General features: G+C 69.8%; 13 protein-coding genes. 8 read left to right on the plus strand and 5 right to left on the minus strand.

Features of this window, described 5'->3' with window-relative positions; genetic code table 11:
• Window positions 1–110: 110 nt before the first annotated feature.
• From leuS to holA, 3 genes are all read left to right on the plus strand, one after another.
• Window positions 111–2,816, plus strand: a complete 2,706-nt coding sequence (leuS, locus tag AVS7_RS15290; protein WP_020230636.1) for a leucine--tRNA ligase — start codon at window positions 111–113, stop codon at window positions 2,814–2,816.
• Entirely contained in the window at window positions 2,816–3,325 is a 510-nt protein-coding gene (gene lptE, locus AVS7_RS15295; RefSeq protein WP_020230637.1) for an LPS assembly lipoprotein LptE, read from the plus strand. Before leuS ends, lptE begins: the two co-directional genes overlap by 1 nt.
• Window positions 3,326–3,496: 171 nt before the next feature.
• Window positions 3,497–4,546 carry a DNA polymerase III subunit delta gene (holA, locus tag AVS7_RS15300; RefSeq protein WP_020230638.1) on the plus strand — a complete coding sequence of 350 codons (1,050 nt, stop codon included), beginning with the start codon at window positions 3,497–3,499 and terminating at the stop codon, window positions 4,544–4,546.
• Between the two features lie 36 nt (window positions 4,547–4,582).
• Here holA and AVS7_RS15305 read toward each other — a convergent pair whose 3' ends face one another.
• The 5 genes from AVS7_RS15305 to phnD all read right to left on the minus strand — a co-directional run bounded on the left by AVS7_RS15305 (window position 4,583) and on the right by phnD (window position 8,389).
• Window positions 4,583–4,870 (minus strand): hypothetical protein, encoded by a 288-nt coding sequence (locus tag AVS7_RS15305; protein ID WP_020230639.1) that lies wholly within the window; start codon window positions 4,868–4,870, stop codon window positions 4,583–4,585.
• Window positions 4,871–4,881: 11 nt separating this feature from the next.
• Entirely contained in the window at window positions 4,882–5,679 is a 798-nt protein-coding gene (gene phnE, locus AVS7_RS15310) for a phosphonate ABC transporter, permease protein PhnE (RefSeq protein ID WP_034691728.1), read from the minus strand.
• Complete coding sequence (gene phnE, locus AVS7_RS15315) at window positions 5,672–6,454, minus strand: phosphonate ABC transporter, permease protein PhnE (RefSeq protein ID WP_020230641.1); 783 nt, start codon at window positions 6,452–6,454, stop codon at window positions 5,672–5,674. Before phnE (AVS7_RS15315) ends, phnE (AVS7_RS15310) begins: the two co-directional genes overlap by 8 nt.
• 163 nt (window positions 6,455–6,617) lie before the next feature.
• The gene (gene phnC / locus AVS7_RS15320) at window positions 6,618–7,388 is read right to left on the minus strand and encodes a phosphonate ABC transporter ATP-binding protein (RefSeq protein WP_020230642.1); all 771 of its coding nucleotides are present in this window, start codon (window positions 7,386–7,388) and stop codon (window positions 6,618–6,620) included.
• Complete coding sequence (phnD, locus tag AVS7_RS15325; protein ID WP_020230643.1) at window positions 7,385–8,389, minus strand: phosphate/phosphite/phosphonate ABC transporter substrate-binding protein; 1,005 nt, start codon at window positions 8,387–8,389, stop codon at window positions 7,385–7,387. Before phnD ends, phnC begins: the two co-directional genes overlap by 4 nt.
• 151 nt (window positions 8,390–8,540) lie before the next feature.
• Here phnD and AVS7_RS15330 point away from each other — a divergent pair, with 151 nt between their 5' ends.
• From AVS7_RS15330 to AVS7_RS15350, 5 genes are read left to right on the plus strand one after another with little or no spacing between them, the layout of a single operon-like run.
• Complete coding sequence (locus AVS7_RS15330) at window positions 8,541–9,215, plus strand: response regulator transcription factor (protein ID WP_020230644.1); 675 nt, start codon at window positions 8,541–8,543, stop codon at window positions 9,213–9,215.
• Window positions 9,208–10,686, plus strand: coding sequence for a sensor histidine kinase (locus AVS7_RS15335; RefSeq protein ID WP_020230645.1), 1,479 nt, complete (start codon window positions 9,208–9,210; stop codon window positions 10,684–10,686). Before AVS7_RS15330 ends, AVS7_RS15335 begins: the two co-directional genes overlap by 8 nt.
• Window positions 10,683–11,963 (plus strand): glutamate-5-semialdehyde dehydrogenase, encoded by a 1,281-nt coding sequence (locus AVS7_RS15340; RefSeq protein ID WP_024001646.1) that lies wholly within the window; start codon window positions 10,683–10,685, stop codon window positions 11,961–11,963. Before AVS7_RS15335 ends, AVS7_RS15340 begins: the two co-directional genes overlap by 4 nt.
• A gap of 13 nt (window positions 11,964–11,976) precedes the next feature.
• The gene (gene trkA, locus AVS7_RS15345) at window positions 11,977–13,437 is read left to right on the plus strand and encodes a Trk system potassium transporter TrkA (protein ID WP_020230647.1); all 1,461 of its coding nucleotides are present in this window, start codon (window positions 11,977–11,979) and stop codon (window positions 13,435–13,437) included.
• A 7-nt stretch (window positions 13,438–13,444) separates the two neighbouring features.
• Window positions 13,445–14,911: a TrkH family potassium uptake protein gene (locus tag AVS7_RS15350; RefSeq protein WP_020230648.1), complete on the plus strand. Its 1,467-nt coding sequence runs from the start codon at window positions 13,445–13,447 to the stop codon at window positions 14,909–14,911.
• Window positions 14,912–14,980: the final 69 nt, after the last annotated feature.

The following is a 14,980-nucleotide window of genomic DNA, read 5'->3' on the forward strand; positions in this document are numbered from 1 at the left end:
TGCGGCGGGCCGGCAGTGCAGAGGGTGGGGGGGATGAACGCCTAGAATCCGGCGTAGCCGCCGATTGTGACCACCGCGTCCCGGCACGGTTCCCTAGATTCCCAGCTTCCATGCAAGACAAATACAACCACACCGAGGTGGAGCGCGCCGCGCATGCCCACTGGACCGCCCTGGACGCCTACCGCGTCACAGAGGACGCGGCCCGGCCGAAGTTCTACGCCTGCTCCATGCTGCCCTACCCCAGCGGCAAGCTGCACATGGGCCACGTGCGCAACTACACCATCAACGACATGCTCACGCGCCAGCTGCGCATGAAGGGCTACAACGTCCTGATGCCCATGGGCTGGGACGCCTTCGGCCTGCCGGCCGAGAACGCGGCGCTCAAGAACAAGGTGCCGCCCGCGCAGTGGACCTACGACAACATCGCCTACATGAAGCAGCAGATGCAGGCGATGGGCCTGGCCATCGACTGGAGCCGCGAGGTCGCCACCTGCGACCCCGACTACTACCGGTGGAACCAGTGGCTGTTCCTGAAGATGCTGGACAAGGGCATCGCCTACCGCAAGACCCAGGTGGTGAACTGGGACCCGGTGGACCAGACGGTGCTCGCCAACGAGCAGGTCATCGACGGCAAGGGCTGGCGCACCGGCGCGCCGGTGGAAAAGCGCGAGATCCCCGGCTACTACCTCAAGATCACCGACTACGCGCAGGAGCTGCTGGACCACGTGCAGGTCGGCGGCGAGAAGGCGACGCTCAACGGCTGGCCCGACAAGGTGCGGCTGATGCAGGAGAACTGGATCGGCAAGTCCAGCGGCGTGCGCTTCGCGTTCACGCACGGCATCCAAGGCGCCGACGGCCAGTTGATCCAGGACGGGAAGATGTACGTCTTCACCACGCGCGCCGACACCATCATGGGCGTCACCTTCTGCGCCGTGGCGCCCGAGCACCCGCTGGCCCAGCACGCGGCGGCCGGTAACCCGCAGCTCGCCGCCTTCATCGAGGAATGCAAGAAGGGCGGCACCACCGAGGCCGAGCTGGCCGTGAAGGAAAAGGAGGGCATGAAAACCGGCCTTTCCGTCACGCACCCGATCACGGGCGAGCCGGTGGAGGTGTGGGTGGGCAACTACGTGCTCATGAGCTACGGCGACGGCGCCGTGATGGGCGTGCCCGCGCACGACGAGCGCGACTTCGCATTCGCGCTCAAGTACGGCATCGAGATCAAGCAGGTGGTGCTGGTCGATGGCGAAACCTTCGACTACCACCACTGGCAGGACTGGTACGGCGACAAGGAACGCGGCGTCACTATCAACTCCGACAACTTCAGCGGCATGGGCTACCAGGAGGCCGTGGCCGCCGTGGCTCACGCGCTCCATGAAAAGGGCCTGGGCGAGCTCAAGACCACCTGGCGCCTGCGCGACTGGGGCATCAGCCGCCAGCGCTACTGGGGCACGCCGATCCCCATCATCCACTGCGAAGCCTGCGGCCCGCAGCCCGTGCCGGAAAAGGACCTGCCCGTGGTGCTGCCGCAGGACCTGGTGCCCGACGGCTCGGGCAACCCGCTCGTGAAAAGCGAGGCCTTTCATGCCGGCGTGGTCTGCCCCTGCTGCGGCAAGAGCGCGCGCCGCGAGACGGACACGATGGACACCTTCGTGGACAGCTCGTGGTACTTCATGCGCTACTGCGACGCGAAGAACGCCGAGCAGATGGTGGCCGGCGGCGCCGACTACTGGATGCCGATGGACCAGTACATCGGCGGTATCGAGCATGCCATCCTGCACCTGCTGTACGCGCGCTTCTGGACCAAGGTGATGCGCGACCTGGGCCTCGTCAAGGTCGATGAGCCTTTCACCAAGCTGCTCACGCAGGGCATGGTGCTCAACCACATCTACAGCCGCCGCACCGCCAAGGGCGGCAAGGACTACTTCTGGCCGCACGACGTGGAGCACGTGTTCGACGACGCGGGCAAGATCATCGGCGCCAAGCTGAAGAACCCGGCCGAGAGCGGCGACGGCCTGCTGCCCGTGGGCACGCCCATCGACTACGAGGGCGTGGGCACCATGTCCAAGTCCAAGAACAACGGCGTCGACCCGCAGCACCTGATCGAGAAGTACGGCGCCGACACCGCGCGCCTGTACACCATGTTCACCGCCCCGCCCGAGCTGACGCTGGAGTGGAACGACGCGGCCGTGGAAGGCAGCTACCGCTTCCTGCGCCGCGTGTGGAACTTTGGCGTGAAGCTGTCTGCTATCGATAAGGAAGCGGCCAGCGCTAGCGTGGCAGGCGCTGGCAGCCTGAAAGACGTGCAATTCGGCAAGGCCGCGAAGGCCCTGCGCCTGGAGATTCACACCGTGCTCAAGCAGGTGGACTACGACTACCAGCGCATGCAGTACAACACCGTGGTCTCGGGCGCGATGAAGATGATCAACGCGCTGGAAGACTTCAAGGCCATGGAGGACGCGGGCGCGCAGGTCGCGCTCATCGAGGGCTTCGGCATCCTGCTGCGCGTGCTCTACCCGGCCACGCCGCACATCACGCATGCGCTGTGGCGCGAGCTGGGCTACGCGGGCACGCTGGGAGAGCTGCTCGACGCGCCCTGGCCGCAGGTCGATCCGTCCGCGCTGGAGCAGGACGAGCTGGAGCTGGTGCTGCAGGTCAACGGCAAGCTGCGCGGCGCGATCCGCGTGCCCGCCACGGCCGACAAGGCCGCCATCGAGCAGGCCGCCGTCGCCAGCGAGGACTTCCAGAAATTCGCCGAAGGCAAGACGCCCAAGAAGGTGATCGTCGTGCCGGGCCGTTTGGTCAACGTGGTGGTGTGATGCAAAGGCGCACGCTGCTCACCACACTGGCCGCAGCGCCCCTGGCCGCCTGCGGCTTCCGCCTGCGCGGCGCGCCCAGCTTCGGCTTCCGCTCGCTGTACGTGCAGGCGCCCGCCAGCTCGCCGCTGGCGCGCGAGCTGCGGCGCACGCTGCAGGGCGCGGGCGGCGACCTCACGGTGCTCACCGAGCCCGCCCAGCTCACGCAGGCCGAGGCCATCCTGGACCTGCTCTCCGAGCGGCAGGAGCGCGTCGTCGTCGGCCTGAACGCCGCGGGCCAGGTGCGCGAGCTGCAGCTGCGCCTGCGCGTGCACTTCCGCCTGCGCGGCCAGCAGGGGCAGGAATGGATTCCCGACACCGAGCTGCTGCAGCAGCGCGACATCAGCTACAACGAAACCATCGCGCTCTCCAAGGAGGGCGAAGAGGCGCTGCTGTTCCGCAACATGCAGACCGACCTGGTGCAGCAGCTCATGCGCCGCCTGGCGGCAGTGAAAATCGGTGCAACTCCCTGAGCCGCTTCGCGTCTTCCCCCTTCTCCTTCGGGAAGGGGGACACCGCCCGCGGCCTGGCAAAGCCGGCTCCACGGCGGTCGCTGGCGCCGCGCGCGCCAGTCGCGGACGGTGTGCACATCGCTATTTTTTGTATAGCTGCTTGCGCTTTATGGATAAGCGCTGGAGGCCGATTTGGCTCAAATCCCGCTGAACCAGCTCGCCGCACACCTGCGCAAGGGCGTGCAGCCGCTCTACGTGCTGCACGGCGACGAGCCGCTGCTGCAGCAGGAGGCGCAGGATGCCATCCGCGCCGCCGCGCGAGAGCAGGGCTACACCGAGCGCAGCAGCCACACCGTCGCCGGCGCGCACTTCGACTGGAGCGCCGTGCTCGCGGCCGGCGGCTCCCTGAGCCTGTTCGCCGACAAGCAGATCGTCGAGATCCGCATCCCCTCGGGCAAACCCGGCAAGGACGGCAGCGCGGCGCTGCAGCAGATCGCCCAGTCCGCGCGCGGCAACGACAGCACGCTCACCATCGTGCTGCTGCCCCGGCTCGACAAGGCCACCCGCACCGGCGCGTGGTTCGGCGCGCTGGAGTCGGCGGGCGCCAGCGTGCAGATCGACCCGGTGGAGCGCGCACAGCTCCCGCAGTGGATCGCCCAGCGCCTCGCGGCCCAGGGCCAGCGCGTGGTGGCGGGCGAGGAAGGCCAGCGCACGCTGCAGTTCTTCGCCGACCGTGTGGAAGGCAACCTGCTCGCCGCGCACCAGGAGATCCAGAAGCTCGCGCTGCTCCACCCCGAGGGCGAGCTGACCTGGGCGCAGGTCGAAGCGGCCGTGCTCAACGTGGCGCGCTACGACGTGTTCAAGCTCAGCGAGGCCGTGCTCTCCGGCCAGGTCGCGCGCATGCAGCGCATGCTCGACGGCCTGCAGGCCGAGGGCGAGGCCGAGGTGCTCGTGCACTGGACGCTGGCCGAAGACATACGCGCCCTCAAGCGCGTGAAGGACGCCATGAACGCCGGCAAGCCCCTGCCCATGGCCCTGCGCGAGAACCGCGTCTGGGGCGCGAAGGAGCGCCTGTTCGAGCGCATCCTGCCCCAGGCCAGCGACGCGGCCCTGGCGCGCCTGCTGCAGTCGGCCCACGTGGTGGACGGCATCGTCAAGGGCCTGAAGGCGCCCGACTGGCCCACGGACGGCTGGCAGGCGCTGCAGCGGCTGGCGCTGCAGGTGTGCAAGGTTGCACGTTGAAAATGGCTCCAGCGCTTGCCGGACAAGCGCGGGAAGCTATTTTTTGAGGAGCGCCGTGCGCGCCTTTTCCACCCAGAGCTCCAGGCTGTCCACCAGCTCCTTGTGGCTGAACGAGCAGCTTTCTTCGGTGAACAGCGCGCCGGCCTCCAGCCGGTCCAGCAGGCCCAGCAGCACTTCGCCGTAGCGCGGCGGCAGGGCCGCCAGCAGCACGGCGTGGCCGCGCGCGGCGGCGCTGAAGGCGTGGTTGGTGATGCGCATGTCGCGCAGGGCCTGCAGGTCGCTGTGCAGGTTGTCCAGCTGGAGGGCGGCGAGGTCGGCGGTCATGACAGGCGAGCCTACAGCACCCGCTTGCGGATCTGCAGCACCACCACCTCGGCCACCACCACCACGGCGAAGATGGCGGCGAGCACCAGCGCCACGCGGTTCCAGTGGAACAGGTCGATGGCGGTGTTGAGCACCACGCCGATGCCGCCCGCGCCCACGAGGCCGAGCACGCCCGATTCGCGCACGTTGATGTCCCAGCGCAGCAGCGCCACCGACCAGAAGGCCGGCTTGATGTGCGGCCAGTGCCCGTACCAGAGCTGCGCGAAGCGCGAGGCGCCCGCGGCCTGCAGCGCCTCGATGGGGCCGCGCGGCGCCTGCTCCAGCGCCTCGCCCACCAGCTTGCCCACGAAGCCCACCGAGCGCAGCGCGATCGCCAGCATGCCCGCCAGCGGCCCCGGCCCGAAAATGGCCACGAACAGCAACGCCCACACCAGCGAGTTGACCGAGCGGCTGGCCACCAGCAGCACGCGCGCGATGAAGTTCAGGGCCCGGCTGCGCGTGACGTTGGGCGCCACCATCACGCCCAGCGGCAGCGCCAGGGCCAGCGACAGCAGCGTGCCCAGCGTGGCCATGTGCAGCGTTTCCATGAGCGCGGCGTGCACGCCTTCGCGGTAATAGCCCCAGTCCACGGGCCACATGCGCCGCAGCATGTCGGCCATCTGCTCGGGCGCGTCGGCCAGGAATTCGGGGATCACCTCCACCGTGCGCGCGGCCTGCACGATGGCGGCCACGGTGAACAGCCACAGCGCGTAGCGCAGCAGGCGCTGGCCCGGGCTATGGCGCTGCCATTGCATTGCGTGCTCAGACATCGAGGGCCTTTCGCACGGCGTTCACCACGATCTCGCCCACGACGATGATGGCGATCACGGTGGCGAGGATGGTGAACACGAAGCTGTACTCGTAGCGCAGGAAGGCCGCGAACAGCGCGCCGCCGATGCCGCCCGCGCCCACGATGCCGACCATGGTGGAGTTGCGCAGGTTCGAGTCGAGCTGGTAGGTGGAAAAGCCCACGAAGCGCGAGGCCACCTGCGGCAGCACGCCGAACAGCACCACGTTGGCGAACGAGGCGCCCGTGGCGCGCATCGCCTCGATGGGCTTGGGCGAGATTTCCTCGATCGCGTCGGCGAACAGCTTGCCCACGAAGCCCACGGTGGCCACCACCAGCGCCAGGATGCCCGCCAGCGGCCCGAAGCCCACGGCCTTCACGAACAGGATGGCGCTGATGACCGGGTGCAGCGCGCGGCATGCGGCGATCAGGGTGCGGCCGGCCATGCGCAGCGGGGCGGGCGAGAGGTTGGCCGCCGCGAGCAGGCCCACGGGCAGGCTCAGCAGCAGGCCGAGCGCCGTGGCCAGAACGGCGATCTGCAGCGTCTCCTTGATGCCCTGCCAGAGCTCGTCCATCTTGCCCAGCTCGGGCGGGAACATGCGGCCGATGAACTTCGCGCCCTGCTCCCAGCCGGAGGCCAGGCGCTCGGGCGACACGCCCATGCCTGCCAGGCTCCAGGCGCAGTAGGCCAGCATGGCGGCCAGGGCCAGCTTGTGGCCCGTGCTCCAGGCGAAGGGACGGGGAATGGCGGATTTCATTCCAGTTCTCCACGATGATGTGCGTCGCACGCGCCCCATGCAACCGGCGCGCGCCAGGCGAGGGCCGCCGTGCAAGGGCCGCCCCGCCGCACGGGCGGCGTCCCCCTTCCCGGCGAAGCCGAGAGAAGGGGGAAGCGGCGCAGCCGCTCAGGGGGTTGTCGTTTCACTCCAGCCATGCCGTGCCGCCGTAGATCGTGTGCAGGTGCTCGTCGGTCAACCCATCGGGCGGGCCGTCGTAGACCACGTGGCCGCCCGTCATGCCGACGATGCGGTCGGAGTAGCGGCGTGCCAGCTCCACGTCGTGGATATTGACCATCACCGGGATGCCGCGCTGCACGCCTTGCTCGCGCAGCAGCTGGATGATTTCCACCGAGGTCTTGGGGTCGAGCGAGGAGGTGGGCTCGTCGGCCAGCAGCACGGCGGGCTGCTGCATCAGCGCACGCGCGATACCCACGCGCTGGCGCTGGCCGCCGCTCAGCGCGTCGGCGCGCTGGCCGGCGAAGGCGGCCAGGCCCACGGTATCGAGCAGCGCGTAGGCGCGCTCCACGTCCTCGGGGTCGAACTGGCGGCGCCATGCACGCCAGGCCGAGAGGTAGCCCAGGCGGCCGGTGAGCACGTTTTCCATCACCGACAGGCGTTCCACGAGGTTGTATTCCTGGAACACCATGCCGATGTGCCGGCGCGCGCGGCGCAGCGCGCGGCCCTGCAGCTGGGCCATGTTCACGCGCTCGCCCGGCAGGTCCAGCAGGATGCGGCCCGACGTGGGCGCGACCAGCCGGTTGATGCAGCGAATCAGCGTGGACTTGCCCGTGCCCGAGGGGCCGATGATGCTCGTGAGCCCCGTGCCCTCGATGGCGAGGTCGATCGACTTGAGCACCGGCGCGCCGGGCTTGTACTCCTTGACCAGCCGCTCGATATGCAGCGCGCCGCTCACTTCTTGCCCGCGGCGGCCTTGTCGAAGGCCTCGCGCGTGAACAGCTCGCCGGCCGACGTGGCCACGGTGCGCACCAGCTCCCAGTCCTTCTGGTAGGTGATGGGCAGGAAGCGGTCGCCGCCCAGGCCCTTGGCCATCTCGGCCGGCACCTTGTAGTCGAAGAAGCACTGCTTGATCTTGTCCTGCAGCGCGGGCGCCAGGTTGTGCGCGTAGGCGTAGGCGTCCGTGGGGAACATCTGGCTGGTGTAGAGCACGCGGAAATCGTCGCCCTTGACCACGCCGCGCTCGGTCATGTGCTGCAGCACGTCGCTGGCCACGGGGGCGGCGTCGTAGTCGCCCGTCTTCACGCCGAGGATGGACTGGTCGTGCTTGCCCGAATAGACCACCTTGTAGTCGGTGTCGGGCGTCAGGCCGATCTTGGGGAACAGTGCGCGCGGCGCCAGGTTGCCCGAGTTGGACGAGGGCGAGGTGTGCGCGATGCGCTTGCCCTTCAGGTCTTCGAGCTTCTGGTAGGGGCTGTCCTTGCGCACGATCATCTTCAGGTACATGCCCACCGGGCCCTGGTCGTTGCCGCGGATGGCGAACGGCACGGCGCCCGACAGGTTCACCGCGAAGTTCACCGGGCCCGGCGAGAACGCGGCGATGTGCAGGCGGCCCGAGCGCATGGCCTCGATCTGCGCGGCGTTGGACTGCACCGGGAAGAACACCACCTTCTTGCCCACGCACTGCGACAGGTGGCCCATGAAGGGGCGGAACAGCTTCTCGTAGATGGAGGGGTCTTCCACGGGCGTGAAGGCGAACACCAGCGTGCTCGGGTCCTTCAGGCGCTTGGGATCGGTGGGCGTGTCGGCCACCAGGTCGCGGTTGGCGTCGCAGAACTGCGCGTCGAGGTCGCCGCGGTGGGTACAGGCGTCCTGCGCCTGGGCGCCGGCGGCGGCCAGCAGCACGGCGGCGGCGAAGGCGCCGCGCAGGACGATGGGGGTGGAAGAGGTGTTGGGCATGGCGTTCCTCGCAGGCGATCCAGAAAAATGTGCCCGACTATAGGAAGCCGCCCCGCGCGCCGTGGCGCTATCCTTTCGGCCTGCCTTCAGAGAGCTTTCAATTGCCTTTCAAAACCGACCGGAGTAACCCTAGCCCTGACGGAGCGCAAGCATGAGGGTGCTCGTCGTCGAGGACGACTTCGACCTGAGCGGCGCCCTCACGCGTCTGCTCACGCGGCGGGGCTTCCACGTCATGCACTGCACCCACGGCGCCGAGGCGCTGCACCTGCTGGAGCGCGAGCTGTTCGAGCTCGTCGTGCTCGACCTGGGCCTGCCCGGCATGGACGGGCTGCAGCTGCTGCAGCGCCTGCGCGCGCGGGGCCTGGCGCTGCCGGTGCTCGTGCTCACCGCGCGCGGCGCCGTGGGCGACCGCGTGGCCGGGCTCAACGCCGGGGCGGACGACTACCTCGCCAAGCCCTTCGACCCCGACGAGCTGGAGGCCCGCCTGCGCGCCCTTGCGCGCCGCGCGGGCGTGCAGGACGAGCCGCGCTGCGGCGAGCTGCGCCTGGACCGGGGCGCCGGCGCCTTCTACTGGGGCACGCAGGCGCTGGAACTCACGCCGCGCGAGAGCGCACTGCTCGCGGGGTTGATGGAGCACCCGGGCCGCGCCATCACCAAGGCCCGGCTCACCGCGCTGGCCTTCGGCTCCGAGCCGCCGAGCCAGCCCGACGCCGTGGAGGTGGTGGTGCACCGCCTGCGCAAGAAGCTGGCCCACACGCAGGTGCAGATCACCACGCTGCGCGGCCTGGGCTACCTGATCCAGGAAGTGCGGTCGCCCCATGGCTGAGCGCCGCGGCGGCCGTGCGGTGCGCCAGCGGCTGATGCTGTGGCTGGCGCTGCCGGTGGCGCTGTTCATCCTGGTGGATGCCTGGGCCTCGTACCGCGCGGCGGCGGGCATTGCGCAGAGCGCGTTCGACCGGCTGCTGGTCACCTCGGCCCACGCACTGGCCGACCTGATCCACCTGGAGGGCGGCGAGCTGCAGATCACCCTGCCGCACGCGGCGCTGGAGCTCTACGGCGACGAGGCCGAGGTGGCCGGCCGGCGCGGTGACGCCGTCACGCGCAGCCGCATGATCTACCGCGTGAGCTACCTGAACGGCGAATACCTCGCGGGCGAGCGCGCCGTGGCGCCCTATGCGGGCCTGGCGCCCGTGCACCCGCGCTACGGCGTGCGCCTGGCGCTCTACGGCACGCAGCTCGCGGGCGAGCCCGTGCGCATGGCGGCGCTGTGGCAGCCCGTGGAGACGCACGACGGCATGCGCTACGTGGTGGTGCAGGTGGGCGAGCCCTCGCAGTACCGCGACCGCATCGCGCGCGGCATCCTCTGGCAGACGCTGGCGCGCCAGTCGGCGCTGCTGGCCCTGCTGGTGGTGCTGATCTGGTGCGTGGCCACCGTGGCCCTGCGCCCCCTGCGCGTGTTCGCGCGCCAGCTGGAGGCGCGCCCGGCCACCGACCTGGAGCCCGTGGCCGTGCAGCCGCAGACCCCGCAGGAACTGCTGCCCGCGGTGAGCGCCTTCAACGGCCTGCTGGAGCGCGCGCGCGAGGCGCAGGCGGCGCAGCAGCGCTTCGTGGCCGACGCCTCGCACCAGCTGCGCACGCCGCTGGCCGTGCTGCAGCTGCAGGCCCATGCCGGCCTGGCGGGCGAGCTGCCCGCGCGCGAGGCCCTGGAGCAGGTGGCCGCCACCACGCGCCGCACCGCGCGCGTGGTGCAGCAGCTGCTGGCATGGAACCGTGCGCGCGCCGGCGTGCCCGCAGAGCAGATCGCCACGGTGGATCTGCGCGCGCTGCTGGAGGAAGTGGCCGTGGAGCTGTCGCCGCTCATCGCTGCACGCCACCAGGACTTCCAGCTCGATGCCGAGCCCTGCCCCTGGACGGGGCCGGCCTGGATGGTGCGCGAGATCGCCATGAACCTGCTGCACAACGCCTTGACCTACACGCCCGAGGGCGGCGCGCTGGGCATGCGCCTGCAGCAGGACGCACAGGGCGTGCGCCTGGTGGTGCACGACGACGGGCCGGGCCTGTCCGCGCAGATGCAGCACGACCTGTTCGTGCCCTTCGTCAGCGGCGCGGTGGGCGGCCGGGGCGCCGGCCTGGGCCTGGCCATCTGCCGCGACCTGGCCCAGGCCTGCGGCGGCCGCCTGGTGGTGGAGAACCGGCGGGTGGACGGCGCCGTGCGCGGGCTCGATGCCACGCTCGTGCTGCCGGGGTGGCCCGGCGCCAGCGCCGGGCGGCCCGATGCGTCAGAATCACGCCCATGAACGCGCTCCACATCGCCGAATACACCCAGACGCTTGGTTTGCAGGCAAAAATGGCCTCAGGGCTTATGGCGCAAGCGCCAGCAGCTATCAAAAACAAAGCGTTGCTGGCCTTGGCGCGCCTGTTGCGCGAGAGCGTCCTGCCGCTGCAGGCGGACAACGCGCGCGATCTGGAGCGCGCCCGTGCCGCCGGCCTGGCCGAGCCCATGGTCGACCGGCTCAAGCTCAGCCCCAAGGTGCTGGAGACCTGCGCCCAGGGCTGCGAGCAGCTCGCGGCCATGCCCGACATCATCGGCGAGGTCCTCGGGATGAAGCAGCAGCCCAGCGGCATCCGCGTGGGCCAGATGCGCGTGCCCATCGGGGTGTTCGGCATGATCTACGAGAGCCGGCCCAACGTGACCATCGAGGCGGCCAGCCTGTCCATCAAGAGCGGCAACGCCTGTATCCTGCGCGGCGGCTCCGAGGCCATCGACTCCAACAAGGCGCTGGCCCGGCTGGTGCAGCAGGCGCTGGCCGAGGCCGGCCTGCCGCAGGACGCGGTGCAGCTCGTGCAGACCACCGACCGCGAGGCCGTGGGCCAGCTCATCGCCATGCCGCAGTACGTGGACGTGGTCATCCCGCGCGGCGGCAAGGGCCTGATCGAGCGCATCAGCCGCGAGGCCAAGGTGCCCGTCATCAAGCACCTGGACGGCAACTGCCATACGTATGTGGACGATCCCTGCGACCTGGACATGGCCGTGAAGGTGGCCGACAACGCCAAGACCCAGAAGTACAGCCCCTGCAACGCCAGCGAAGGCCTGCTGGTGGCACGCGGCGTGGCGGCCGATTTCCTGCCGCGCATCGGTGCCGTCTACGCCGCCAAGGGCGTGGAGATGCGCTGCGACGCCGAGGCGCTGGCGATCCTGCGCGCCGTGCCCGGCGCCCATCTGGCCGAGGCCACCGAGGCCGACTGGGGCGAGGAATACCTCGCGCCCATCATCAGCGTGAAGGTGGTGGCGGGGGTGCATGAAGCCATCGCGCACATCAACCGCTACGGCAGCCACCACACCGACGCCATCCTCACGCGCGACCACCTGCACGCCCAGCGCTTCCTGCGCGACGTGGATTCGGCCAGCGTGATGGTCAACGCCAGCACGCGCTTCGCCGACGGCTTCGAGTACGGGCTGGGCGCGGAGATCGGCATCAGCACCGACAAGTTCCACGCGCGCGGGCCCGTGGGCATCGAAGGCCTCACGTCGCTCAAGTGGATCGTGCTGGGCGAGGGCGAAGTCCGCCACTGACGCCGACGGCGCCATGAAGATCATCATCCTCGGCGCCGGCCGCGTGGGCTACAGCGTGGCCGACAGCCTGGTTTCCGAGAAGAACGACATCACCGTCATCGACACCGACGCGGAGCGCCTGCGCGAGCTGGAGGCGCGCTTCGACCTGCGCGGCGTGGTGGGCAACGGCATCGATCCGCAGGTGCTGGCCGAAGCCGGCGCGCGCGACACCGACCTGCTGATCGCCTGCGCCGCGCAGGACGAGACCAACCTGGTCTGCTGCAAGGTGGCGCAGTTGGTGTTCAACATTCCCACGCGCATCGCGCGCGTGCGCTCGTCGGGCTTCGCGCTGGAGCACGACGACCAGCTGCTGGGCAAGGACGGCTTCGGCGTGGACCGCATCATCTGCCCCGAGGAGTCGCTGACGCGCTACATCGGCAAGCTCGTCGAATACCCCGAGGCGCTGCAGGTGCGCGAGTTCGCGGGCGGGCGCGCCTGCCTGGTGTCGGTGCGTGCGCGCCCCGGCGCGTCCATGGTGGGCATGCGCATCGCCACCATGCGCGAGACCGCGCCCGACGTGGCCATGCGCATCGTGGCCATCTACCGGCGCTTCCCCGATGAGCCTGACCGCTTCGTGCCTTGCGACGGCGCCACCCGCGTGGAGCCGGGCGACGAGGTGTTCGTGCTCTCCGCGCGCGAGCAGATCCCGCAGGTGCTGGCGGCGCTCTACCACCAGAACGGCCATCCGGCGCGGCCCGTGCGGCGCATCATGGTCGCGGGCGGCGGGCGCGTGGGGATGCGGCTGGCGCGGCAGCTCGGGCAGTTGGGGCGCTTTCACATCAAGATCCTGGAGGAGAGCCAGGAGCGCTGCGTGGCGCTGGCCTCCGAGCTGCCGTCCGACATCCTCGTGCTGCAGGGCGACGCCACCGACGAGGACCTGCTGAGCGAGGAGAGCATCGAGGAGGTGGACCTGTTCCTCGCGCTCACCGACGACGACGAGGACAACATCATGTCCTGCCTGCTCGCCAAGCGCATGGGCGCGAGCCGCGTGCTGGCCCTCATCAACCGCCGCACCTACGCCGACCTGATGCACGGCACGCAGATCGACATCGCCTTGTCGCCCGCGCAGGCCATGCTGGGCGAGCTGCTGGCTTACGTGCGCCGCGGCGACGTGCAGGCGGTGCACAGCCTGCGCCGCGGCGTGGCCGAGGCGCTGGAGATCGTGGCGCGCGGCGACCGCAAGAGTTCGCGCGTGGTGGGGCGCAGGGTCAGCGAGATCCACCTGCCGGCCCAGGTGCACATGGGCCTGATCGTGCGCGGCCTGCCCGATGCGGGCGATGCACAGGGCGCCGCCCCCGCTGCCGAGCCGCAGGTGATCATCCCGCGCAGCCACACGGTGATCGAGAGCAACGACCACGTGGTGTTCTTCCTGCCCCACAAGCGCCTGGTGCGCGAGGTGGAGCGGCTGTTCCGCGTGAGCGCGACCTTCTTCTGACGCCGCCATGTCCGATGTGCTGCCCGTCCTGCGCGTGCTCGGAGCGCTGCTGGCCATGTTCGCCGTCTCGCTGTGCGTGCCGCTGGCCGCGTCGCTGTGGGCGCACGAGGGGCTGTGGCCGCAGTACGCGCTGGCGATCTGCGTCACCTGCCTGTCCAGCGCCATCCTCTGGGTAGGCCTGCGCGAGCACCGGCGCGAGCTGCTGCCACGCCACGGCGTGATGCTGGTGTCGCTGGTGTGGATGGTGATCCCGTTCTTCGCGGCGCTGCCGCTGCTGATGGTGATGCAGGCCATCGGCCGGCCGATGTCGGTCACGCATGCGTATTTCGAGGCCGTCTCGGGCCTGACCACCACCGGCTCCACGGTGCTGGCGCGGCTGGACACGCTGCCGCTGTCGGTGAACGTGTGGCGCACCTTCATGCAGTGGATCGGTGGCATGGGCATCCTGATCCTGGCCGTGGCGGTGCTGCCGCTGCTGGGAGTGGGCGGCAGCCAGCTCTTCAAGGCCGAGGCGGCCGGCCCGGTGAAGGACACCAAGCTCACCCCGCGCATGACTGAGACGGCCAAGGGCCTGTGGGGCGTCTACGTGCTGTTCTCGCTGGCCTGTGCGCTGGCCTACTGGCTGGCCGGCATGGCGCCGCAGGAAGCGCTCATGCACATGTTCGCCACGGTGAGCCTGGGCGGGCTGTCGCCGCACGACGAGAGCCTGGGCTACTACCACTCGCCGCTGGTGGAGGCGATCGCGCTGGTGTTCATGCTGTGCGCGAGCTGCAACTTCGCCCTGTATTTCATCGCCCTGCGCAAGGGCAACTGGCAGGGTTTCTGGCGCGACCCCGAGATGCGCGCCACCATGGCCGCGCTGATCGGCGGCGGGCTGCTGGTGGCGCTGCTGCTGTGGGCCAAGGGCGTGTACGGGCCGCTGGAGGCGCTGCGCTTCGGCATGTTCCACGTCGTCTCCGTCGCCACGACGACCGGCTTCACCACCACCGACTACCTCGCCTGGCCGGTGTTCGCGCCGGTGTTCATGCTGCTGCTGTCGGGCGTGGCCACCAGCGCGGGATCGACGGGCGGGGGCATCAAGATGGTGCGCATGCTCATCCTGCTCAAGCAGGCGCGCCGCGAGATGACGCGCATCGTGCACCCGCGCGCGGTGCAGCCCGTGCGGCTGGGCGAGGGCGTGGTGGACAACCGCATGATCTTCTCGGTGCTGGCCTTCATGCTGATGTACGGCGCCACCGTCATCACGCTGAGCATGGTGCTGCTGCTGACCGACCTGGACATGGTGACCGCGTTTTCCGCCGTGCTGGCCAGCGTGCACTGCACCGGCCCGGGCCTGGGTTTGCTGGGGCCGGCGTCGAACTACGCGGTGCTCACCGACTTCCAGCTCTGGGTGTGCACGCTCGCCATGCTGCTCGGGCGGCTGGAGATCCTGAGCTTCATGGCGCTGCTGGCGCCGGCGTTCTGGCGGCGCTAGAGCGTGTTATGAACTTGATAGCGCCTGCGGTAGATTCGCCCAATGGCAAGGCGTAAGCAGTATCCGACG

Origin of the sequence: Acidovorax sp. MR-S7 (genome assembly GCF_000400995.2) — a bacterium.
Lineage (GTDB): Bacteria > Pseudomonadota > Gammaproteobacteria > Burkholderiales > Burkholderiaceae_C > MR-S7.

Coding starts and splice junctions, on each gene's coding strand:
- leuS (WP_020230636.1), top strand. CDS start 111: ATGCAAGACAAATACAACCACACCGAGGTGGAGCGCGCCGCGCATGCC.
- lptE (WP_020230637.1), top strand. CDS start 2,816: ATGCAAAGGCGCACGCTGCTCACCACACTGGCCGCAGCGCCCCTGGCC.
- AVS7_RS15305 (WP_020230639.1), bottom strand. CDS start 4,870: ATGACCGCCGACCTCGCCGCCCTCCAGCTGGACAACCTGCACAGCGAC.
- phnE (WP_034691728.1), bottom strand. CDS start 5,679: ATGTCTGAGCACGCAATGCAATGGCAGCGCCATAGCCCGGGCCAGCGC.
- phnE (WP_020230641.1), bottom strand. CDS start 6,454: ATGAAATCCGCCATTCCCCGTCCCTTCGCCTGGAGCACGGGCCACAAG.
- phnD (WP_020230643.1), bottom strand. CDS start 8,389: ATGCCCAACACCTCTTCCACCCCCATCGTCCTGCGCGGCGCCTTCGCC.
- AVS7_RS15330 (WP_020230644.1), top strand. CDS start 8,541: ATGAGGGTGCTCGTCGTCGAGGACGACTTCGACCTGAGCGGCGCCCTC.
- AVS7_RS15335 (WP_020230645.1), top strand. CDS start 9,208: ATGGCTGAGCGCCGCGGCGGCCGTGCGGTGCGCCAGCGGCTGATGCTG.
- AVS7_RS15340 (WP_024001646.1), top strand. CDS start 10,683: ATGAACGCGCTCCACATCGCCGAATACACCCAGACGCTTGGTTTGCAG.
- trkA (WP_020230647.1), top strand. CDS start 11,977: ATGAAGATCATCATCCTCGGCGCCGGCCGCGTGGGCTACAGCGTGGCC.
- AVS7_RS15350 (WP_020230648.1), top strand. CDS start 13,445: ATGTCCGATGTGCTGCCCGTCCTGCGCGTGCTCGGAGCGCTGCTGGCC.